Raw genomic sequence first — 21,175 nt, 5'->3', positions numbered from 1 at the left:
GCATCGACGTCGGTTCGTCGGCCACGATCAGTCTCGGCGCGAGCGAATAGATCCTGACCATCATCGCCCTCTGGATCTCGCCCCCCGACAACTGGTGGGGATACCGGGAGAACTGCTCGCGCCGCAGCCCGACCGCACGGATCAGGGGCATCAGATCCTGAAAAACTTCTTCCCGCTCGCGCTTCTGATGAAATGCCAGCGGTTCGGTCACGCTGTCGAAGAGTTTCCATTTCGGGTTCAGCGACACCTCGGGGTGCTGAAAGATCATCTGCATCCCCGGCCTGATCCGTGCAAGCGCCTTCCCCTTCAGGCCTGAGACCTCCGTACCCTCGAACCAGACGGATCCTCGTGTCGGGCGTTCCAGACCGAGGATGCACCTGCCAAGCGTCGACTTCCCGGACCCGCTCATCCCGAAGAACCCCATCGTCTTTCCCGGCTCAAGCGTAAAACTCACGTCCGAGAAGATGTCGCCGTGGCCGTACGTCTTGCGCAGATGCTCTACTCTGAGCAGTTCAGATGACACCGTACACCCCTCCTCTCTCTCTTCGTCCATCCCGGATGCACGGTTGCCCCCCTCTCGCAGGCACGATCGCACCGCTCATTGAAGTAACAGCCGTCCGGCAGATTCTCCAGGCCCGGCGTGGCGCCCGGCATCGGGACCATGCCGTTGCGGGGCAGCGCTCTGAGGAGTCCTTTCGTGTACGGATGCCAGGGGTCGGAGAAGACCTCATTGCACGGCCCGAACTCGACCATCTCCCCCGAGTACAGCACTCCCACCGAGTCGCCGATCATTCGTGCAAGATCCAGATCATGCGTGATCAGAAGAATCGATGCGTTCTCTTCCTCTTTCAGGGCGGACAGCACCTCCATCGTCACCTTCCGCGCCGCATAATCCAGACCTTTCGTCGGTTCGTCGGCAATCAGCAGGTGAGGATGGGACGCCACCGCAATGCCGGTCGTCACACGCTGCCGCATACCCCCGGAGAGTTCATGGGGGTACGACTCCGCCACGCGGTCCGGGTCGTCGAACCGCAGACCAGAAAGTATCCGCCTCACCTCTGCGTCCCGTCCGCTCTCCGGCCCCGTCATCACCTCCGCGACCTGCACCCCGTTTCTCATCAGGGGGTCGAGAGACCCTGACGGGTTCTGGGGGATCAGGGAAATCTCGCGTCCCCGGTATGCACAAAACGCGTCTTCCCCCATACCGAGCATCTCCTGCCCGAGATAACGGACACTCCCGCTCACCTGTGCAGAGGGAGGAAGAAGGTGGAGGACGGCCTGACCGATCACCGACTTTCCCGAACCCGTCTCTCCGACGAGGACACAGATCTCGTCGCTCTGTACGGAGAACGTGATCCCCTGCGACGCCCGTATCCCGCCGTACCTCGTCCGAAACGTCACGTTCAGGTCACTGACCTCGAGGACCGCGCTCATAATGTCGCCCCGCTCTCAGGCCCCTGATCTGTCGTTACATCGCGCAACCCTTCTCCGGCCACATTAAAGACCAGCGTCACCGCTGTGATCGCAAGTCCCGGCACAACCACGTTCAGGGGTGCAACCCGCATACAGTTCAGCCCCGCATTGATCATCGAACCCCACTCGGGCACCGACGGCGGTATGCCGAGGCCGAGGAAACTCAGCGTCGAGATCGTCAGGATCGTATGGCCGATATCCATCGTCGCCAGAATCACGACCGGCATGATCGCGTTGGGTATGATATGACGGGTGACGATCCACCACCCCGGCAGACCGGCCGCCCGTGCCGAGAGGACATAGTCCTGATTCTTCTCAGAGAGCACCTGTCCGCGCATCAGGCGGGCAAAAGACGCCCATTGCACCACCACCAGCATCAGCACCATATTCAGGACACCCGGCCCTATCAGGGTGATCAACGCAAGCGCCAGGATGATCGTCGGAAACGCCAGAAATACATCTATCACCCGTGCGACCACGTCGTCCACCCATCCGCCGCTGTATGCCGAGTAGCACCCGACCCCGGTCCCGATCACAAAGGTGAGGGCAATGGTGGCAAGTGCGATAGAGAGGGAAGTCTGCAGACCGCAGAGCGTTCTGCTGAAGAGATCCCGTCCCAGGTAGTCGGTGCCGAAGAGATGGTCCGCGGACGGCCCCTGATTTTTGTTGTACAGGTTCTGGGCGTTCGGATCCTGCGGTGCGATGAACGGCGCACATATGGCCAGCAGGAGGAAGAGACCGATCAGGCAGAACGCCGCAACAAGATGCGGGTGCTGCATGAAGCGGCCGTACCACTCCGCATCACGAATCCGGGCGGGCCCGCGCCGCTCTTCTTTCGTCGCATACCCTTCACTCATAGGTAATCCTCGGGTCGATGACATGGTACAGCAGGTCGATGACGAAGTTCACGATGAGGAACATGAAGACGATCACCATGATCGTGCTCTCGATCAGGACGGCGTCCCGTGCCGATATCGCCTTGAGCAGCAGACTCCCGAGTCCGGGCCAGGAAAAAATGGTCTCGATCACCACCGTTCCGGCAAGCAGGGAGCCAAACGACATCCCGACGACCGTCAGAACAGGGAGCAGGGCATTTCTGAAGGCGTGGTCGGCGATGACCCGCCGCGTGGGCAGTCCTTTCGCCCGGGCAAAGGTGATGAACGGTTTCTCCATGGTCTCGAGCAGACTCGTGCGCATGATCCTGGTGATCGACGCCGCCGAGTGAATCGCCAGGGCGAATGCCGGCAGGACCAGGAATTCTATCCCGCCGTATCCTGCAACAGGGGTTATATCCAGCCAGATGCTGAAGACCAGGATCAGCATCACCGCGACCCAGAAGGAAGGCATGGAGACGGAGAAGATCGAGGCCAGGCGGATGATCCAGTCCGAGATCCTGCCCTGGCGAAGGGCCGAACAGATGCCGAGCGGCAACCCGATGAGGAGGGATAGGGCAACCGCCGCTGCCGCCAGCATCAGCGTCGGGGGGAGGGCGTTCTTCAGCAACCTGGTCACCGGTTTGTTGAAGAGGAACGAATACCCGAGGTCGCCGTGGAGCATTCCGCCCACCCATGCAAGGTACTGTTCCATCAGGGGCCTGTTCAGATCGTAGCGTTCCGAGATCTCCGCCACCATCTCGGGAGGAGCCGCCTCTTCAAGGCCGACAAAAATATGTTTGGTCAGGATCTCGGCGGGTTCGCCGGGAATTGCGTTCACCACGACGAACGTGAACATGGAGGCAATGACCAGCGTAAGCAGAAGATAGCCTATCCGTTTGATGATATAATGGTGCATATCTCCCAGATCCAGAATGTACGATCTACTCGACTTTTCTGCCGGAGATCAGGTAATATGACGTGCTGGCGACGATCTTCCGATACCAGGGAAGACGTCTCCGCTGATTTTCCCGAATGTTCATGAGGTTCAGTGCGGCAATCCGGGTGAAGCCCGCATCGGCAAGGTACCGCCTCGCCGCGTCTTCAGGCACGCCACCGCGGTTGGGGAGCACCTCCCTGACGCCGGGATCATATCCCTTCTCCCCGTGCGGGTGCGGGTCCAGGAGACCGGCAAGGGTGTCGCTGATCCGGCGCTTCACCCGCGTCCCGAATCGCCCGTCGTCCCAGACGCCGTCGACGACCATCACCATGCCGCCGGGTTTCAGCACCCGGTACCAGTTCGCAAGTGCGGTGTCGGGGTGGGGGAGCGTCCAGAGCAGGTGCCTGTTCACGACGACGTCGAAACTTCCGGGTTCGAATGGGGGATCTTCCGCATCGCCGACCTGAAATGCCATCGAAAGGTTCTGCTTCGCCGCCTTCTCCTCTCCGACCTGCATCATTCCCTTCGAAAGATCGATGCCGGTGACGTCATGCCCCATCTCAGCAAGCACCAGTCCCATCGCCCCGGTGCCGCACCCGACGTCCAGAACGCGGAGGTCCCGATCGCCCGGAAGGACGGATGAAAATGCTGCTTTCCAGAGTCCTTTCTCTTCATCGGTCTGGATCCCGTGCGAGACATGAGTGTCGTAATATCCGGCTTCATCATCCCAGGTACGACCGATCTTTGATTTTATCGTGGCATCGTCCATGGTTTTTTGCTCCTCTCATGCAGAAAAAAAGGCGCGTTCATGACGAGATGGTCATGAACGGGTCGATACGGTAGTCGTGTGCGGTCGGATCGAACTTGTAGCCTTTTACGTCATCCTTCATGGCGACGGCAACGCCATAGTAGGCGATATTGATCGTCGGGAGGTCGTCGTAGACGATTCCCTCGATCTGGCGGAAGTGGTCGTACCGCTCATTGATGTCCGAGATCCGGTGGCCGTCCAGGATCATCTGATCGATCACCGGGTTGCTGTACCCTGCCGTGTTCCCCGGACTTGCCGTGGTGTACCAACTCTTGAGCACGTACTCGGGGTCGGGGACCATCGCGAGGTTTGCCGCAATGAGGTACAGGTCCCAATCGCCGTCCTTCATAATCGGGGCCAGGGCGCTGTACTCCATACAGGCCTCCTCGGTCTCGATACCGGCCGATTTGAGGTTTGCAGAGATCGCTTCGAGCATCGGCGGCAGTCCAGGACGCTCGGTGTAGGTCAGGATCTTGAGTTTCAGGTTCTTCCCGTCCTTGTCGACGAACCCATCGCCGTCCGTGTCGGTCCATCCCGCATCGGCAAGGTACTGCTTTGCAAGCGCCGGGTCGTAGGTGTAGGGCTTCAGGGTGGTGTTCGACCAGGCCATGGTCGGAAGGAAGACGCCACCGGCCGGACTCCCTACCCCGTAGAGGACATGCTCAACGATTCCGTCCCGGTCGATTGCGTGGGATATTGCCTTGCGGATATTCTTATCGTTCATCGTCGGGTGTTTCAGGTTCACGTCGAGTTTGTAAACCCGCGGCGTGTCGTACTTCTCCACATGGATGCCGTCGATCGCATCCAGGCGGTCGGCTTCGCTGTAGGGCGGGTCGACGGTGAAGTCGACGTCTCCCTTCTCGATAATCATGGCGCGGGTTTCCGGGCTCTCGTAACTGCGGAGGATCATCCTGTCGAGGCCGGGCTTTCCGCCCCACCAATCGTCGTTCTTCACGACAACAGTCTCACCGGTCTGTTCGTTGAAGGACTCGAGCTTCATTGGGCCTGTCCCGATCGGTTTGACGAATTTCCCGAAGGCGTCATACGAGTCGGGGTGGATGATTGCCGTGTCAGGGTGATGCAGCGTTCCCGGCACAAGCGGGTTCAACGTGTTCGTGTGGATGCGGATCGTATAGCGGTCCACGACGTCGCATGACTTGTAGTCGAGCAGTGCTGCGATGTTGGGGGATCTATTGGCAGCCTGGTCCAGTGAAAACTTCACGCTCTCGGCGGTCATCTCCTTTCCATTGTGGAACCGCACTCCCTTTCTGAGGTCGAACTCCCAGGTCGTGTCATTGACCTGCCGCCAGTCGGTGGCAAGGTTTGGTACAAGGTTGAAATTGGCGTCTGCTGCGACAAGGGTCTCGGTCACAATTGCTTTTTCCGTGATGAAGGTGCCTCCGTCGTGCCCTTCTCCGGGATTGATCGACGAGACGCGCCACATCTCCCCGACGACAAGGGTTTTTCCAGGATCTGATCCTGAAGATACGTTCGATGTACACCCGGCGGCCAGCATGCCAGTCACCAGGACAAGAATGAGGAAGAGTCCGTATGTTTTTCTCATCATTTTCCCTCGAAATTTCTCAACTCTGTCCATGTGGCGATGTGTGCTTGAAATGCCGTCTTTAAGGTAATATTGGCGGCATCACGATGTCGACAGAGCATTGTTTCTTTTGAGGGCCACGGGACTTAAATATTACTAAATCTTGTACTGGTGGCACGGGGTATCAGACACTACAATAAAAATTCTACCGGGTGCACACGCATTATCAAATTGGTATTGTCGTCGGGGGTGGAAGGGGCAGGCATTTTCCTGAAAACGGTCATCTCTGTTGGAGTGTGGTGCTCGCGCTCTTCGAAGACCACCGGAGAATCTGCAGCCACAATGCTATTCGGGGTCAAGCCTGCACTGGTTGTCGTCTGGTTCGTGTTTGAATCGGACGAATAAGAGTTGAAAGATAGGGAGGATGTCTCTCACTCCCCACCAAAGACCTTCCTCTTCAGTATCTCGTACGCCTCCTCCGCGATCTCCCTGACATCCTCGTCACGATCTCGCATCGCCGCAAGAAGAGACCTCTGCCCCCGCATGTCGCCGAGCTGCCCGAGGGCCCATGCCGCCTTCTTCCGCACCCGCGGGTCGGGGTCGTCCATGACGGCGATGAGGGGTTCGACCGCCCTTCTGTCCCCGAGCCTGCCGAGGGCGTCCGCGGCACCCCACCGATATTCAGGCCTCTCATGGGTGAGGTTCTGGAGAAACTCCTCCACCATCCTCTCGTGCTCCGCGGCACGCCGTGCGTCGCCCTCTCCGGCCATACCCCCCCTGTGCGCGGATCAGGAAGAACTCTTATGGTCGCCCGCACTATGGAACAGGGAGGAAAAGTCATGGGAGACCATCCAGAAGGAGCAAAGGTCGTCCTCCACACGACGATGGGCGACATCACCATCCAGTTGTTTGCCGACATGCCGATCACCGCCGGCAACTTTGAAAAACTGGTGAAAGAAGGGTTCTACGACGGCGTTATCTTCCACCGGGTCATCCCCAACTTCATGATCCAGGGCGGCGACCCGACCGGCACCGGCATGGGCGGGCCAGGCTACACGATCCCCGACGAGTTCACGCCCTCGAACAGGAACGACCGCGGCACCATCTCGATGGCGAATGCCGGCCCGAACACCGGGGGAAGTCAGTTCTTCATCAACCTGGTGAACAACAACTATCTCGACCGCATGCACCCGGCCTTCGGGAAGGTCGTCGAGGGGATGGAGGTCGTCGACGCCATCGGAAATGCGAGGACCGACCGTCAGGACCGGCCTGTCCCCGAGGTCAGGATCACGAAGGCAGAGGTTCTCTGAACCCTGCCCCGTCTCTTTTTATTCCTCTCCCACGACGTCGAACCAGACCGGGTCCCGGCAGTTCACCGGGCCGGTATAGTTGATAGTGATCTCCTCGCCCGCCCTGATGCGCCGGCAGGCCGCGACCGTGATCGTGCCGGCGGCGAAGTCCCGGCGGTGGTCGGCGTTCGGGTGGTATGAGTGGTTGTACAGCGAACCGTAGCCGAGGGCGACCGCACAGGCCCGCTCCCCCTCTCCCCACCCGAAGTAGTAGTTGAAGAAGTTTGTCTGGTCGATGAGACCCTCATCCCCGGCGCCTGCCGAGACGATCACCGGGCAGACCTCGATCACCTCGCCGCGCAGGAAGTCCCTTGCGGCAAAGACACCGCGGCCCCGCCCTGCCGTCTCTCCGACGACGATATCGGGGGGGTGGATCTGGCCTTCGATATCCGCGCCTTCGGCGCCGTCATGCAGTCTCACCGACGACACTATAGAAGAGGTGGATGCGCCCTCCTCTGTCTCTGCATCTGCCATATCTGATCAGGTGGCATGGCAAGGGAGATGAAGGTTCTTCCCCTGTCCTCATACTCAGGTTTATTATCCGCGATTCTGAATTTATACAGATATATGGACGTCAATTTCAAGCGTTACGGGCTCTACCTCATCAGGTGGCAACTCTCGACTCCCCTCCTCGCCGGCGTGCTGATCCTCCTCTCCACGATGGACCCCATCACCGCCACCATCATCGCCAACTTCATCGGTGGTCTCATCTTCTTCTGGGTGGATCGCTTCATCTTCACCTCCAAGGCCCTCGCCGCCCAGTGGGAAGTAAAGGAGAATATCAGGTGCGTGGACTGTGGAAAGGTCTGCCGCGGATACCGCCTTGTCATGACCTCCAACTATGACCGGACAGACGACGGCGCCCCTGAGTTCAGGTGCGAGGCCTGCTCCGAGAAAAAGACGAAAGAACTGAGAGAACGCGGCATCGACCTTTAAGTTCAGGACCCGGAGAAACCTTCGCGTAGAGTGATCGCTTCCTGGAGAGGTCACTGTAGAATTCCCGCTCTGGAATGCCGATATCAATCTCAATATGAGGGTTCTCCAGAGCCCGGATCCGGACGATTTCCAGCCCCGCTCCCTCCCCCTCCCCGGCACCTGAGGGGGCGGGAGAAGGGAATCATTACTCCCAATCATATCGGCGGCCAGAGGGCGTTGAGTCCTGCCGGATTTCAGCCTGTTTTGCCCACGGCCCCCGGTATGCCCGGATCGCAGGATCTCCCCGATATAGCCCCGAATGGGAGGTGTGATCCCCTGATCGGGGGCATATACAGACGTATTTTACCCGGGCGTGTTCACCAGGGCCACACACCCACATTCGGACCTGCAGGCACCGCAGGGATAGGATCCGGGGATTTCTCCAGAGCCAAACTTCATTTTTTGTTCGGTCGGCTCTGGAGAAACCCTCCTGCTCTGGTCGCCCCTCTGATCCAGGAAGAGATATAACGCTGTTCTCACAATCGAGCCCGGGGTCAATCAAAGATTTTTCAAATTTCCTCTGGTCACACCTCGATGACCTGGCCCCCCGGCAAACACCACTATGATGGAAAGACACACGCCCATGCCGGCAGAGGAAGATGCCCCTCTTCTTTTTCCTGATCCCCTCCGGCGCGCTCCGCGCAAAACCCTCTGGAATGCCCATGGAATACGGTTCGCCGGGAGGATCTTCCGTTGCGCTCCGACAATCTTTATCCCTCGCATGACAGATCTGAGAATATCTGATCAGGATAGGAGGTGAGTCCTCTATGACCTATGAGACCCAGAAGCGCTCCTCGTCCAGGGGTAAGAAGGACGCGGATGTCAAGACAGAAGCTGCGCCGGTGAAGAAGAGCACCAGGTCCAACCGGCTCTGAACAGGTGGGCAGGCACACCTGCCCTTCTCACACCCCCCTTTCACGCACCCTGCGATGGCCCTATATCCCCGGACCATCCACGTTTCAGGGTGGAATATTTTGATCTCATCTCGATCTCGACGAGTGGCATGGCCATCATGAACCCCACGACACCTGAAAAGGTGGTCAGTGCCGGTGAGGTGGCCGGCCTCTCCGCCGATGACCGGGTTGTGGAATTCGGTTGCGGTTACGGGACGATCCTTGCTCTCTGGGGGAAGAGGTTCGGGATCGCCGGGCGCGGCCTTGACATCAGGGAGGACGCCTGCCGGCGGGCCGCGGCCCTCCTCGCAAAGGAGGGGCTCTCCCCGCGGATCGGGATCGACCTGGCCGACGTGCGGGACGAGACGCCCGACCGCCCGTACGACTGTGCGGCCTGCATCGGTTCTTCCCACATCTGGGGCGGCTTTGCCGGTGCCCTTGAGGCGATGAGCGAGTGGCTTGAGCCCGACGGCAGGATCGTCATCGGCGAGAGGTACTGGGCGCGGGACAACGTCCCCCCTGAGTTTGCCCGGGAGTGGCGCGACGTCCTCACCGAGTACGAGATCTTTCAGGCGGCACGGGACGCGGGCTTCGATGTCGCGGCCATCTTCCGGGCGTCGCCCGACGACTGGGACGCCTACGAGTCGGGCAACTGGCAGGGGCTCCTTGCCTGGCTGCGCGACCACCCCGACGACACGGACGCCGACGAAGTGCGCGAGTACCTCTACCGTATCCAGGACGAGTACGCCGCCTACGGGCGGGAGTACATGGGTTTTGCCGTCTATGTCCTCGTCCCGTCCTGAGGACCCCCGACATTTATTGCCGCGGTCCTCCCATTGATCTCCAGATATGGAGGCCCAGAAAGAGAAGATCTCCTTCGTCGCCCGCATGCCCGACCGTCCCGGCGCCCTTCACCGGGCGGCCGGGATCATCATGCGGCACGGCGGGAACATCAACCGCATCCAGTACAGCAGGTGTATCGACCCATCCACCGTTTTTCTTGAGGTAACGGCATATCCCGAGGCACATGTCGCCATCAGGAACGACCTCGCCGCCATCGGCTATCTCCAGACCCACCTCCCGGGCCTGAGTTTCCTGCGTTTCCACGTCACCCTTCCCCATGTTCCCGGCGCACTCTCCGCGTTCCTTGACCTGACGACGACCGTCGGCGCCAATATCGCGCACGTCGACTTCGACGACACGGGGAGCCATCCCGACCGCCTGACCCTCGCCCTCAGCCTGGAGGAGAGCGGGAGGGTCGACGCCCTCCTCAACAGCCTGAAGTCGCAATACCCGATCGAGATCCTGGAGTACGACCAGACAGGCGACACACTCGACGAGACCGTCTTCTATATCTGGTTCGCCCAGCGTCTGCGGCAGCTGACCGGGCAGGCCGGGGACGACTTCCTCCTCCGCCTCCTCGGCGACATGAACCACATCGCCCAGGACCTCGCCGCCCGCGGCGCCGACCCGCGACAGGTCTTCGCGAGCATTCTACAGACCGGCGAGAGCCTGAACCGGACCTGCGGCGACGGATTCTACGCCGACGTCCAGCGAGTCAGGGTGACCCCGGAGATGGAACTCTTCTGCTTCCAGCTCCCTGGCGGGGGCAGCATCTACGTCTTCGAGACCCCTGACGAGACCATGATGGTCGACACCGGCTACGGCATCTACTACCCCGACGTCCTCGGGATGTTCAGGCACTATGGCATCGGCGACGGCACGAAACTGAGGAGGGTGGTGATCACCCATGCCGACGCCGACCACTGCGGTGCGGGCGGCTTCTACGACGCCCCGGCGTACATGCACCCCGGCACCCTGGCCGTCATCGAGACCTCTGACCGCGCCTACGGCTCCCCTGCCGAGGGTTCGGTCCTGGAGACCGTCTATACGACGATGATCAACCTCTTCTCTCGTTTCAACCCGCCGAAGGACTTCACCCTCTTCGGCGGCCCGACAGGCGAGGTGCGGGGGATCTTCCCGGTCCTTGAGCGGTTCACCTTCGGCGGCAGGACCTTCGAGGTGCTGGAGAGCCTCGGCGGCCACGTCCACGGCCTGGTCTACCTCTTCTGTCCCGAGGAGGGCATCCTCCTCACGAGCGACACGGTGATCAACTTCGGCAGCCTCACCGAGGAGAGGAGGGTCTACAACTCCCTCGCCGACTTTCTGGTCACCTCGGTGAACGTGGACTCGGGCAGGGCCAGAGAGGAGAGGCACGCCCTCCTCGACATTGCCGCCGCGGTGGACCGCGACCTCGCCGCGCAGGGGAAGCGCTGTATCATCTGCGGCGGCCACGGTGCGGTCTCCGTCCTTGAGGACGGCAAATTGAAGGTCTTCGGGGAGGTCGAACACTACACCCCGACAGGAAAAAAGGGAGACGAGACGGTCACTTCCTGATCTTCTCGATCATCTCCTCGACCTCTTCTGTCCCTTTTGCGTAATATCCCTCCTCCTCGGGCGAGAGTTCCTTCAGGAGACGGAGAAACTCTCCCGCATGGACGATCTCCTCCCCGGCGATGTCGAGGAGGACCGCCTGTGCGAGTGTGTTGTCCGTGGACTCTGCAAGCTGCTGGTAGAGCTGGACCGCCTCGTACTCCGCCGAGACCATGAAGCGGATCGCGCGGACGAGTTCGGCATCGGTCAGCTTCCGGCCGTATGCGGTGCCTGCAAACGGGTTGCCAAATTCCGGCATATCATTTCCTCCGACCAACTCCTCTGCCGGGAGCGTGATAAAGGCATCGCATCGGATCTGGAGAGGTCGTCATGTGCGGGGTCGGTTTATTCGCCGATTCCTGGAGATGACGGATGTATCTGCCGTGTTCCCACAATAGAGGCCGAGGGTGGTTCTATGAAAAAGAGGGTGTGTAGATATTTTGTTCTGAAGGACCTGTGCCGGGGGACTACGCCCCCGGACCCCCGCTCAGGATAGGCGGAGATACGGCATTCTCCCTCCTCTGGATGCTATTGTTCACTCTTCCCCGGTCCTATCCTAAATGGGGGTCCGGGGGCAACGAGCGATAGCGAGTTCGAGAAGGTCGAAGACCTTCGAAGAGCCCCCGGTCTCGATTGGGGGGAAGGCAGCGGCTTCTCTGCGGAAGACTATGCCTCCGCTCTTTCGCTCTGGATAGGACCGACGAAGAGCGAAAAATATCTGGATGGCCCCACCCGCAGGAACTCCAGAAAAGAAATTTCCAGACCCCTCCCCTCATCTGATCTCGATCCTCTTCCCCATCACCATGTAGTGGATCTTCTCGGCCATCGTGCAGCAGTGGTCACCGCACCTTTCGAGATACCGTGCCACCATCACATAGTCCATGCACCTCTCGATGTTCTTCGGGTCCTCCATCATGTAGGTGACCCCCTCCCTGAAGACCGAGTACCTGAGGTCGTCCACGCAGTCGTCCCTCTCGGAGAAGGTGGCGAGCGGGGCGATGTCCCCCTGTTCGTAGGCGCGGAGGGTGTCGTCGACCATCGAGAAGACCATCTCGGCCATGTACGGGAGGTTGAGCATCCGCCCGAGGTGGCCGGATGCGGCGAACTCCGGGACGAGCATGGCGATGTCCTTCCCGTACCGTCCGATGCGGTAGAGGGCGTCGTTCATCTTGAGGGTGCAGGCGATCACCCTGAGGTCCTTTGCCATCGGCTGGTACAGGGCGATGAGGGTGAGCAGGCGCTCGTCGAAGTGGTCGGAGAGTTCTGCAAGGTGGGTTTTCCGCTGGAGGACCGCGTCCGCGAGGTCCGTGTCCCCGTCCTTCAGCGCCCTGAAGGCGTCCTTCAGCATGTCCGCTGAAAACTGTCCGTATTCGATGAACTCCCCTCTCAGGGCCTTCAGTTCGTCATGAAACTTCTCGCTCATCCTTTCACCTATCCGAAACGGCCGGTCACATAGTTCTCTGTCAGTCTGTTCTTCGGGGCCTCGAAGATCTGGGTCGTCTCGCCGAACTCCACGAGTTCGCCGAGGTACATAAACCCGGTGTAGTCGCTTGCCTGCGCCGCCTGCTGCATGCTGTGCGTGACGATGATCACCGTGTAGCGCGTCTTCAGGTCCTCGATCAGGGCCTCGATCTTTGCCGTGGCGATCGGGTCGAGGGCCGAGCAGGGTTCGTCCATCAGGATCACCTCGGGCTCGACCGCGAGGGTGCGGGCGATGCAGAGGCGCTGCTGCTGCCCCCCGGAGAGGCCAATGGCCGAGGAGTGGAGACGGTCCTTCACCTCCTCCCAGAGGGCGGCGTCGCGGAGGCTCTTCTCCACGATCGCGTCGAGGGCCTTCGCGTCCCTGATGCCGTGGACCCTCGGGCCATATGCGACATTCTCGTAGATCGACTTCGGGAAGGGGTTCGGTTTCTGGAAGACCATCCCGATCCTCTTCCTGATCGCGACGACGTCGGCCTGAGGAGAGGTGATATCCTCACCTGCGAAGAGGATCTCCCCCTCGATCCTGACATTCTCGACCAGGTCGTTCATCCGGTTGAAACATCGGAGGAGGGAGGACTTCCCGCACCCCGAGGGGCCGATGAGGGCGGTCACCCTCTTCGGCGCGATATCGATCGTTATCTCCTTCAGGGCATGACTCTCCCCGTAGTAGAGGTTGAGGTTTCTGGCCGAGAGGATTGCAGTCTCTGTCATGTTACCATCTGACATTCTTCTGGTAGTGATTTCTCAGGGCGATAGCGGCGGCATAGATCCCGACGACGAGGATGAGGAGGACGAGGGCGGTGCCGTACTGGTTCGTCTCCGCGCCCGGGACATTTGTCGTGAGGATGAAGAGGTGATACGGGAGGGCCATCACCGGTTCGAAGACCGATGTCGGCAGGAAGCGCTTCGAGAAGACGACCGCCGTGAAGAGGATCGGCGCCGTCTCGCCGGCGGCCCGCCCGATCGAGAGGATCGTGCCGGTGAGGATGCCGGGGAGGGCCGGGGGCAGGACGACCTGCCTGATCGTCTGCCAGCGCGTGGCGCCGAGTGCGAGGCTCCCCTCCCGTATCGCCATCGGGACGGTCTTCAGGGCCTCTTCTGTCGTCCTGATGACCGTCGGCAGGATCATGAGCCCGAGAGTGACCATGCCCGCGAGGAGGGAGACACCGAAGTTGAGGAAGAGGACGAGGAATGTAAAGCCGAAGAGGCCGAAGACGATCGAGGGCATGCCGTTCAGGAGGTCGATCCCGCTCCTGATGAGCGCGGTGACGCGGCCGCTGCGGGTGTACTCGGTGAGGTAGACAGCCGCCCCGATCCCGATCGGGAGGGCGAAGAGGATGGCGCCGCCGACAAGGCAGAGGGTCCCGACGATCGCCGGGAAGATCCCGCCTGCCCGCCCGAGGTCGCGGGGCGCCTGGGTGAGGAACTCCCAGGAGAGGGCCGGGAGGCCGTTGACAACGATGAAGAGGAGGATAATCCCGAGGATGAAGAGAACGATCCCGATCGCCGCCCAGAGAGTGGAGAAGGCGATTTTCTCGGCGGTCGCCGGGGAGACGTGGTTACGGGCAAGGGAGACCGCCGCCGCAACGAGGAGGACCGCGAGGGCCGGGACCGGCGGGAGGACGGCGAAGATGACTGCCGCGGCCGCAAGGACAGCGATGACGGAGAGGACTCTCTTCACCTGCCGCCTGTCCGCTCCCGGGAACGCGGCGCCCTGCCCTGCCCTGATCCGCGCCATGATCCAGAGGGCGGCGAGGTTCACGACAAGGGTGATGACGAGGAGCACCACCGCCACCCCGAAGAGGGCGTGGTAGTGGAGGGACCCGACAGCCACCTCGCCCATCTCGATACCGAGGGTGCCGGTGAGGGTGCGGACAGGGGAGAGGACATTGGTGATGGGGTCCGGGATGATGGCGGCGTTCCCTGTCACCATCATGACGGCCATCGTCTCGCCGATGGCGCGGCCCAGGCCCAGGATCACCGCCGCCGTGATCCCGGAGAGGGCCGACGGGACAAGGACGCGGCTGATCGTCTGCCAGCGTGTGGCGCCGAGTGCGAGGCTCCCCTCCCGGTAGGCGCGGGGCACCGTGCTCAGGGCGTCTTCGGAGACCGAGACGATCGTCGGGAGGGCCATGATGCCGAGGAGGATGGACCCGGCAAGCCAGCTCTCCCCTGACGGCACGTCGAAGGAGATGCGGAGCCAGTCGGTGAGGATCACCAGGCCGAAAAAGCCGTACACGACCGAGGGGATACCGGCGAGGAGTTCGATGGCCGGTTTTACGACGGCCTTCACGCGGGGCGGGGCGAGTTCTGCAAGACAGACCGCGCTCCCGATGCCGAGGGGCACGGCGATGGCCACCGCTCCGAGGGTGACGAGGAGCGTCCCGACGATGAGGGGCCAGGCGCCGTACGACGGGGTCGCGCCGGTGGGGTTCCAGGTCTCCCCGAAGACGAATTCGACGATGCCGACGGTCTCGAAGACGGGGAGGGCGTCACGGAGGAGAAAGAGGAGGATGAAAAAGACTGTGAGTGTGGCGACGGAGGCCGCGGTCAGCCAGATGAGGCCGATGGCTCTCTCCTTCACCATGGCAAGCCTGTTCCCTGAGGGGAAGGCGTTGCGTGCTGCCTGAAGATGACTGTTCATGCTGGTGCTTCACCTCATGGGAGAGAGGAAGGGTAGAAATTTCCTGTCCCGTCTCCCTGCCGATCAGGCGACCGGGACAAAGCCCTCTTCTTCGACGATTTTCTGCCCTTCAGGACTCACGATGAAGTCGAGGTACTCTTTCGCAAGGCCGGAGGCCTCGCCCTTCGTGAACATGTTGAGGGAACGGGCGATCGGGTAGTCCCCGCTGACGACGGCGGCGACTGTCGGTTTGACGGCCGTGCCGTTCACATCGACCTTCAGCGCCTTCACCGTGGGGTCGATGTACCCGAGGCCGACATAGCCGATGGCGCCCGGCGTCTGGGCGATGGTCTGCTTCACCGCACCGTTCGAGTTCTTCTCAAGCTGGCTGGGAACGAAGTCCTCCTTGTTCATGACGGCCTCCTGGAAGAACTCGCGGGTGCCTGAGGCGCTGTCCCTGCCGACGACGACGACCGCCATGTCAGGGCCGCCGAGTTCCTTCCAGTTCGTGATGGCGCCCTGGTAGATCGCCTTCACCTGTGCGGTGGTGACTGTCTCCACGGTGTTCGCGGGGTGGACGATCACGGCGATCCCGTCCTTCGCCACGACGTGCTGGACCAGGTCGGGATATTTCTCTTTCTCCGAATCCTTCAGGTCGCGGGAGGCCATGCCGATATCGGCGGTGCCCTCGCCGACGGCCTGGACGCCGACACTGGAACCGCCGCCGCTCACCTGGATGTCAGCCTGCAGGTCTGTATCCATGTACGCCTCGGCCGCCTTCTGGGCGACAGGGAGGACGGTCGTGGAGCCGGTGACCGAGAGGCTCTCCGGTGTCGTGTCGCCTCCGCCGCCCGTGCAGCCGGAGAAGAGGGTCGCAATCAGGAGAAGTGCCAGGAGAGGCACGGCAAGGAAGAGTGTCTTGCTGTTTTTCACGGTGTTTCACCATGAGTAAAAGGCTGGCCACAGGATATAATCGGTTCCGAATGATACTATATCGAGCGATATATTCGGTAGAGAGTATGTCTAACTATATAGGTCCGGGCAAGAGATATATTCTCGTCCAGAGAACCTTGATCTATGGAGATCAGAAAGGTGCAGGTCACCGGGGGTTCGTCCTATATCGTATCCCTCCCGAAAGAGTGGGTTCTTGCCTCAAATATTAAGAAAAACGATCCCCTCGGCCTGATCGCCCAGCAGGACGGCACGCTTCTCGTCACACCCAGGATCGATGCCGTCGCCGCCCAGAGGACGAAGGAGTTCCCGGTGAGCGCAACCACCGACCAGGCCTTCCTGTACCGCTGTCTTGTCGGGGCGTACATCGCCGGGTACACCACGATCACCCTCAGGGCGCAGGGAAGGATGCCGCCGTCCATCAGGATCCAGGTCAGGGAGTTCACCCAGATGGCTATCGGACAGGAGGTCGTGGAGGAGACCGAGACCTCGGTCACCATCAAGGACCTGCTCAACCCTGTCGAGATGCCCTTCGAAAAGACGATCACACGGATGGCGGTGATCGCAAAGGGCATGCACCAGGACGGCATCGAGGCCCTGCGGTCCGGCAACCAGAAACTTGCCGAGGACGTCATCGTGCGGGACAATGACGTGGACCGCCTCCAGTGGCTCATCGCCCGCCAGTGCCACCTGGTGCTCGACGACCCCGCGGTCTCCCGTCGGATGAACGTCACCCCGGCGGCGGCGATGAGTTATTTCCTCACCTCCCGGATCATCGAACGGATCGGGGACCACGGTACCAGGATTGCAAAGAACGCGATCGTCCTCCTCAAGGAGGGAATCGACACCGGGATGGCGGCGATGATTGGTGAGGCGAGCGGGACATCCCAGGCGATCTTCGATCGTGCGATCTCCTCTCTCTTCAGCGAGGACCTGGAGAGTGCCAATGCGGCCATTCAGCAGGTCGCCGATCTCGAGAAAAAAGCGCGTGCGATCAACAAGGCGGCGCTGAAGTACGCCCCTGCCACGGCGACGGCGCTCGTTTCACTTTCCGACAGCATCCGGAGGATCGGCGAATACTCCACCGATATCTGTGAAAACACCATCAACATCCTCATCGACCGGGAGGCCGGGGGCAAGCATTAACCGGGATGACGGTGTCTCCTCTCCCTATGACTGAGGGTACCGATCTGGTGGAGGTGACCGACACCACCTGGGAGGCGGCGGTCGAGAAAGGGAAGGGACCTGCCGTGGTGATGTTCTACAGCCCCACGTGCCCCTTCTGCAAGCAGATTGAACCTTTCTTCAGGCAGTTTGCAGGGGAGCACCGGGGCCAGATCCTCTTTGCACGCCTGAATGCAATAGGCAATGCCGGGACGGCCGAGCGCTATGCTGTGCGCCAGACCCCTTCGTTCCTCTTCTTCTGCGGTGGAAAGGCGATCCAGCAGATCGTCGGTGCGGCGTTCCCTGCGCTGTTGAAGAAGAACATCGACGACTTCCTGAAGCATGGCGAGGGGTGTGCACAGAGCAGCACGGAGATCGATTATGATATCAGCGGGTATGCATGACTGGCGTTTGTTCTGGATAAGGAACGTCTCTTTCCCCGATCTCCGGGAGTGCGCCTGGCCTCCCGGGAGTCGAACAAAAGTTAGATCCCCAATCCAAAATATAAATCCCAGAACAAAAGAATAAGATTTATATATTGTAATCCACCAGTGTATGTAGGAGCGAACAGGGGTCTCAGCGACACGTCCCCCCCGTATATATGTGTCTTTTTTCTGAGATGCCTGTCCCTCCACTTTTTTGACGACGTTCCTCAGGCCATTCTCCTGACCGTCATGGCAACATACCTGAGGGTGATCCCTGCCATCAGAAAGAGGACGCCGAGCAAGGTGAAGGTGCCTCCCAGCAGCGACGTCCAGAAGGGCAGGGTCGCGGTGGCCACATAGGCCGAGAGGGCGGTGACGCCAAAGGCGATCCCCACCACCAGGGCTGCGATGCCGATGACGCCGAAGGTGAGGAACGGGTTGCTGTACTCCATCGTCCCCATGATGCTCCGTAAGACACCGAAGCCATGGGTGATCGGATTTTTTTTGTGCTTGTTAGGCACGTCGTACGTCACCGAGATCGGCACTTCCGTGATAGAGATCCCCTGTGCTGAGAGACTGGTGATCATGTCTGATTCGACGTTATAGTCCTTCGACTCCATGGTGAAGCGTTCGATCGCGGACCTGCTGAGCACCCTGAAACCTGACTGGGAATCGGTCGTCGTATGCCGGGCATTGAAGTTCGTCATGGTCGTGAGGACCATCTGGCCGAGCTGACGATATTTTGGGATCCTGTTCTTGCTGCTGAGGAAACGCGACCCGATGACAAGGTCAGCCGTTCCCTCCTGCACCGGCTCCACCAGTGCCGGGATCTCGCGCGGGTCGTGCTGGCCGTCGCCGTCAAGGAGGACGATGAAGTCAAATGCGCCGTCCTGTGCGTATTTCAGTGCCGTTCTCACCGCACCTCCTTTGCCGCGGTTTGCCGCATGGGTGATGACCTTCGCTCCCGCCTCAATGGCGATGGCCCTGGTGTCGTCTGTCGACCCGTCGTCGATGACCAGGACTTCGTCGACATATTTCCGTGTCTGCAGGACAACAGAACCGATGGTGACGGCTTCATTGTAACAGGGAATGGCTGCAAGTGATTTCCCCATTTTGGGCGTTTGTGTGGGGCGGTATATGACCGTTCCAAAAGAATGGGCCCCGTCGATACGGCTTTTTTCCAGATCCGGCCGTACGATCTCGGCTAGAGGCGAGTCCATATGGGCAGTTATCGGATCGTATTCCGGGCGTACGTACGCGTCATTCGGTAAAATAGTCAATGTTCCTCTGTCCCCCCCGGGATCGCACCGATGTGCTTTCTCGTGAAGGACTCTAATGGGACATTGGGTATTTATACCTTCCCCATGATCGGTCGGAGTTTATCCGCCACAAATGCCGCCATTTCTTGATTTATCCATAGAAACAGAGATATTTCCCTATCATGGTCATGAAACCTGATGTCAGGGAGTGGCAAGGGTTTCATTTCTTATCCTGACCTGTTGTAGCGGCAAGAATGCTCTTCCTATCAGGGGCGATCTGCGTGCGACCGCAGCAACGTACCTCCCTTGAAAACGTGCTCCGGTTCTTTCGTTCTGGTTCGGCCGTCTGGTGTTATCACCGGCGATGTTCGATGCCCCGCACGACGAACAACCGGCGCCCTCTTCGAGAGTGCTCCGGCCAGCAGATATGGAAGCCCGATGACGACCATGCCATGGTGGAGGGGCTTCGTACTGAAAATCAGGATCGTCGATTCCTGACATCCGTGCCGGGTCACCGTACTCATGAAGACATGCCACCGCCGAGGAGGACTCTTTTCCAGAGCCCGCCGGTCGCATCGAGAAACTGCCTCGCACAGATTCCTAACGCGTGGCGGGCGTCTCGAAGAGCACGGCGTCGGTTGTGCCGGGATCTTCCTGAGCGCATAGCGGAACGTGTGTCCGGCCCTCCGCACTTGCGGTAACTTCCATCTGTCGATCACCCATGCTAGCAGGGTCTCCGGCACGCGGTGTAGTTTGGCTTTGGCGCCGTCGACCTCCCTGACCCCCGGTGCAGACCTCTTCTGCCATCTTCCAGACATGTCCGAAGAGTAAGCAATGGGCGACCAGTACCTCATACGCGGCAGGATCACGGGTGTTCCGAGATAATACCTGGCCGCTATCCCGGGTGATCCCCGGCCGGAAAGAGCATCTCCTGTGGGCCGCAATCTTATAGTGATGGACCATCACCAGCAAGCTCCCGCCCCGACAGACCGTTTTGGCCAGATGATCGCCGACATCGAGGCTGAGACCGATGCGCTCCTCGGTTACCCTGATGCAGACCTCGTCCGTATCATCAGAGAGGTGGGGTTCTCCTGCACCTGTTGCGGCAGGTGCTGCACGCGGGAGCTTAACGACCATGTCTTTCTCCTCGATGACGACACCGAGCAGGTGAAGACGATAGACCCTTCTGTCCTGATGCCCGCGCCGTACTTCGAGTTCTGTGATCAGAACGGGACGTTTTATGTCTCCGGCTATGCGCTGCGGACACGGGACGACGGGACATGCGTCTTTCTCTCTGAGGAGAGGCGGTGCACCATCTATGACCGCCGGATGGCCATCTGCAGGGTGTACCCCTACATGCTCCACCGCGAGGAGGGGGAGGATGGCACCGTGGACTGGCGGCAGATCAGCGGACTCAACCAGCACGGCGAATATTATGCCTCAATCGGGGAGGATGAGGCGCGCGAGATCGCCCGTGAGGTGAGGGCCTATGAAGAGGCGTACCTTGATCAGGAAGTGGCGTTTCTCAGGTGCCTTCATGACTACTTCGCCGCCAATGATCTGCGGCATATCCAGAAGGTCTATGACCGGCAGATGGCCGCATTCCGGAAGGGGGTGCCGGTGCCGGTGCGTGTCTGCTGCCGGGGGGCATTCGAGGAGATGACGGCCGTCTGCGGGGATTATGGCGTGACATCTCGCAGGGTTGGGAAGGTCAGGCGTGCCTGATCAGGGGGGCAGGGGAGGGTCGGGGCATCGCCATCTTTTTTATCAGGCATGATCAACGTATAATGCATCCGCGCCCCAGTGGCTTAGTGGCATAGCGGCTGACTTGTAATCAGCAGGTCGCGAGTTCAACTCTCGCCTGGGGCTCTCTTTCTTTTGTTCGAATCCCGTGTTTCATCCGTAATTTTGTCATTTCTGGCGGACTATGCAGATTGCGCGGCCATGATCGATGTGCTACTATCATCTCTCCGTGATCAGGCCAG

21 protein-coding genes and 1 tRNA gene are annotated in these 21,175 nt (G+C 60.4%); 8 read left to right on the top strand and 14 right to left on the bottom strand.

Going from position 1 to position 21,175, the window contains the following annotated elements:
* The 7 genes from PHP59_RS05795 to PHP59_RS05765 form a co-directional block, all read right to left on the bottom strand.
* Positions 1-523: ATP-binding cassette domain-containing protein (locus PHP59_RS05795; RefSeq protein WP_300164974.1), on the bottom strand; the 523-nt coding region annotated here is incomplete at its 3' end.
* Positions 499-1,434: an ABC transporter ATP-binding protein gene (locus PHP59_RS05790; RefSeq protein ID WP_300164972.1), complete on the bottom strand. Its 936-nt coding sequence runs from the start codon at positions 1,432-1,434 to the stop codon at positions 499-501. The genes PHP59_RS05795 and PHP59_RS05790, both read right to left, overlap by 25 nt.
* The gene (locus PHP59_RS05785; protein ID WP_300164970.1) at positions 1,431-2,330 is read right to left on the bottom strand and encodes an ABC transporter permease; all 900 of its coding nucleotides are present in this window, start codon (positions 2,328-2,330) and stop codon (positions 1,431-1,433) included. The genes PHP59_RS05790 and PHP59_RS05785 overlap by 4 nt, the downstream gene beginning before the upstream one ends.
* Positions 2,323-3,264, bottom strand: a complete 942-nt coding sequence (locus PHP59_RS05780) for an ABC transporter permease (protein ID WP_300164968.1) — start codon at positions 3,262-3,264, stop codon at positions 2,323-2,325. Before PHP59_RS05780 ends, PHP59_RS05785 begins: the two co-directional genes overlap by 8 nt.
* A 25-nt stretch (positions 3,265-3,289) precedes the next feature.
* Positions 3,290-4,054 carry a class I SAM-dependent methyltransferase gene (locus PHP59_RS05775; RefSeq protein WP_300164966.1) on the bottom strand — a complete coding sequence of 255 codons (765 nt, stop codon included), beginning with the start codon at positions 4,052-4,054 and terminating at the stop codon, positions 3,290-3,292.
* A 37-nt stretch (positions 4,055-4,091) separates the two neighbouring features.
* Positions 4,092-5,660, bottom strand: coding sequence for an ABC transporter substrate-binding protein (locus tag PHP59_RS05770; protein ID WP_300164964.1), 1,569 nt, complete (start codon positions 5,658-5,660; stop codon positions 4,092-4,094).
* Positions 5,661-6,067: 407 nt separating this feature from the next.
* On the bottom strand, positions 6,068-6,406 hold the full coding sequence (locus tag PHP59_RS05765) for a HEAT repeat domain-containing protein (RefSeq protein WP_300164962.1): 339 nt from the start codon (positions 6,404-6,406) through the stop codon (positions 6,068-6,070).
* Between the two features lie 69 nt (positions 6,407-6,475).
* Here PHP59_RS05765 and PHP59_RS05760 point away from each other — a divergent pair, with 69 nt between their 5' ends.
* Positions 6,476-6,946, top strand: coding sequence for a peptidylprolyl isomerase (locus PHP59_RS05760; protein ID WP_300164960.1), 471 nt, complete (start codon positions 6,476-6,478; stop codon positions 6,944-6,946).
* An 18-nt stretch (positions 6,947-6,964) separates the two neighbouring features.
* Here the strand turns inward: PHP59_RS05760 and PHP59_RS05755 are convergent, their stop codons facing one another.
* Positions 6,965-7,459 (bottom strand): SET domain-containing protein, encoded by a 495-nt coding sequence (locus PHP59_RS05755; RefSeq protein ID WP_300164958.1) that lies wholly within the window; start codon positions 7,457-7,459, stop codon positions 6,965-6,967.
* Between the two features lie 93 nt (positions 7,460-7,552).
* On the opposite strand from PHP59_RS05755, the gene PHP59_RS05750 reads away from it, so the two are divergent.
* From PHP59_RS05750 to PHP59_RS05740, 3 genes are all read left to right on the top strand, one after another.
* Positions 7,553-7,921 carry a hypothetical protein gene (locus tag PHP59_RS05750; protein WP_300164955.1) on the top strand — a complete coding sequence of 123 codons (369 nt, stop codon included), beginning with the start codon at positions 7,553-7,555 and terminating at the stop codon, positions 7,919-7,921.
* Between the two features lie 1,003 nt (positions 7,922-8,924).
* Positions 8,925-9,656 carry a methyltransferase domain-containing protein gene (locus PHP59_RS05745; protein ID WP_300164953.1) on the top strand — a complete coding sequence of 244 codons (732 nt, stop codon included), beginning with the start codon at positions 8,925-8,927 and terminating at the stop codon, positions 9,654-9,656.
* Between the two features lie 46 nt (positions 9,657-9,702).
* Positions 9,703-11,250, top strand: coding sequence for an MBL fold metallo-hydrolase (locus tag PHP59_RS05740; protein WP_300164951.1), 1,548 nt, complete (start codon positions 9,703-9,705; stop codon positions 11,248-11,250).
* Here the strand turns inward: PHP59_RS05740 and PHP59_RS05735 are convergent.
* The 5 genes from PHP59_RS05735 to PHP59_RS05715 form a co-directional block, all read right to left on the bottom strand.
* On the bottom strand, positions 11,240-11,545 hold the full coding sequence (locus PHP59_RS05735) for a ferritin family protein (protein WP_300164949.1): 306 nt from the start codon (positions 11,543-11,545) through the stop codon (positions 11,240-11,242). The genes PHP59_RS05740 and PHP59_RS05735 overlap by 11 nt on opposite strands.
* A 513-nt stretch (positions 11,546-12,058) precedes the next feature.
* Positions 12,059-12,709 carry a phosphate signaling complex protein PhoU gene (gene phoU, locus PHP59_RS05730; RefSeq protein ID WP_300164946.1) on the bottom strand — a complete coding sequence of 217 codons (651 nt, stop codon included), beginning with the start codon at positions 12,707-12,709 and terminating at the stop codon, positions 12,059-12,061.
* An 8-nt stretch (positions 12,710-12,717) separates the two neighbouring features.
* The gene (gene pstB / locus PHP59_RS05725; RefSeq protein ID WP_300164943.1) at positions 12,718-13,479 is read right to left on the bottom strand and encodes a phosphate ABC transporter ATP-binding protein PstB; all 762 of its coding nucleotides are present in this window, start codon (positions 13,477-13,479) and stop codon (positions 12,718-12,720) included.
* Position 13,480: 1 nt separating this feature from the next.
* Positions 13,481-15,355 carry a phosphate ABC transporter permease subunit PstC gene (gene pstC / locus PHP59_RS05720; protein WP_300164976.1) on the bottom strand — a complete coding sequence of 625 codons (1,875 nt, stop codon included), beginning with the start codon at positions 15,353-15,355 and terminating at the stop codon, positions 13,481-13,483.
* A gap of 120 nt (positions 15,356-15,475) precedes the next feature.
* Positions 15,476-16,324, bottom strand: a complete 849-nt coding sequence (locus PHP59_RS05715; protein ID WP_300164940.1) for a phosphate ABC transporter substrate-binding protein — start codon at positions 16,322-16,324, stop codon at positions 15,476-15,478.
* A gap of 144 nt (positions 16,325-16,468) precedes the next feature.
* Here PHP59_RS05715 and PHP59_RS05710 point away from each other — a divergent pair, with 144 nt between their 5' ends.
* Positions 16,469-17,488, top strand: coding sequence for a phosphate uptake regulator PhoU (locus PHP59_RS05710; RefSeq protein WP_300164937.1), 1,020 nt, complete (start codon positions 16,469-16,471; stop codon positions 17,486-17,488).
* Between the two features lie 26 nt (positions 17,489-17,514).
* Complete coding sequence (locus PHP59_RS05705) at positions 17,515-17,910, top strand: thioredoxin family protein (protein ID WP_300164933.1); 396 nt, start codon at positions 17,515-17,517, stop codon at positions 17,908-17,910.
* A gap of 248 nt (positions 17,911-18,158) precedes the next feature.
* Here the strand turns inward: PHP59_RS05705 and PHP59_RS05700 are convergent, their stop codons facing one another.
* The gene (locus tag PHP59_RS05700; RefSeq protein ID WP_300164929.1) at positions 18,159-19,043 is read right to left on the bottom strand and encodes a glycosyltransferase family 2 protein; all 885 of its coding nucleotides are present in this window, start codon (positions 19,041-19,043) and stop codon (positions 18,159-18,161) included.
* 1,101 nt (positions 19,044-20,144) lie between these two features.
* On the opposite strand from PHP59_RS05700, the gene PHP59_RS05695 reads away from it, so the two are divergent.
* On the top strand, positions 20,145-20,915 hold the full coding sequence (locus PHP59_RS05695) for a YkgJ family cysteine cluster protein (protein WP_300164926.1): 771 nt from the start codon (positions 20,145-20,147) through the stop codon (positions 20,913-20,915).
* Between the two features lie 72 nt (positions 20,916-20,987).
* Positions 20,988-21,059 (top strand) — tRNA-Thr (locus PHP59_RS05690).
* The last annotated feature ends 116 nt before the right edge of the window (positions 21,060-21,175 follow it).

This window comes from Methanofollis sp. (assembly GCF_028702905.1).
In the GTDB taxonomy this organism is placed as follows: domain Archaea; phylum Halobacteriota; class Methanomicrobia; order Methanomicrobiales; family Methanofollaceae; genus Methanofollis.
Note: the sequence above shows the minus strand (reverse complement) of the source record. Positions and strands in the feature narration are given on the sequence as shown.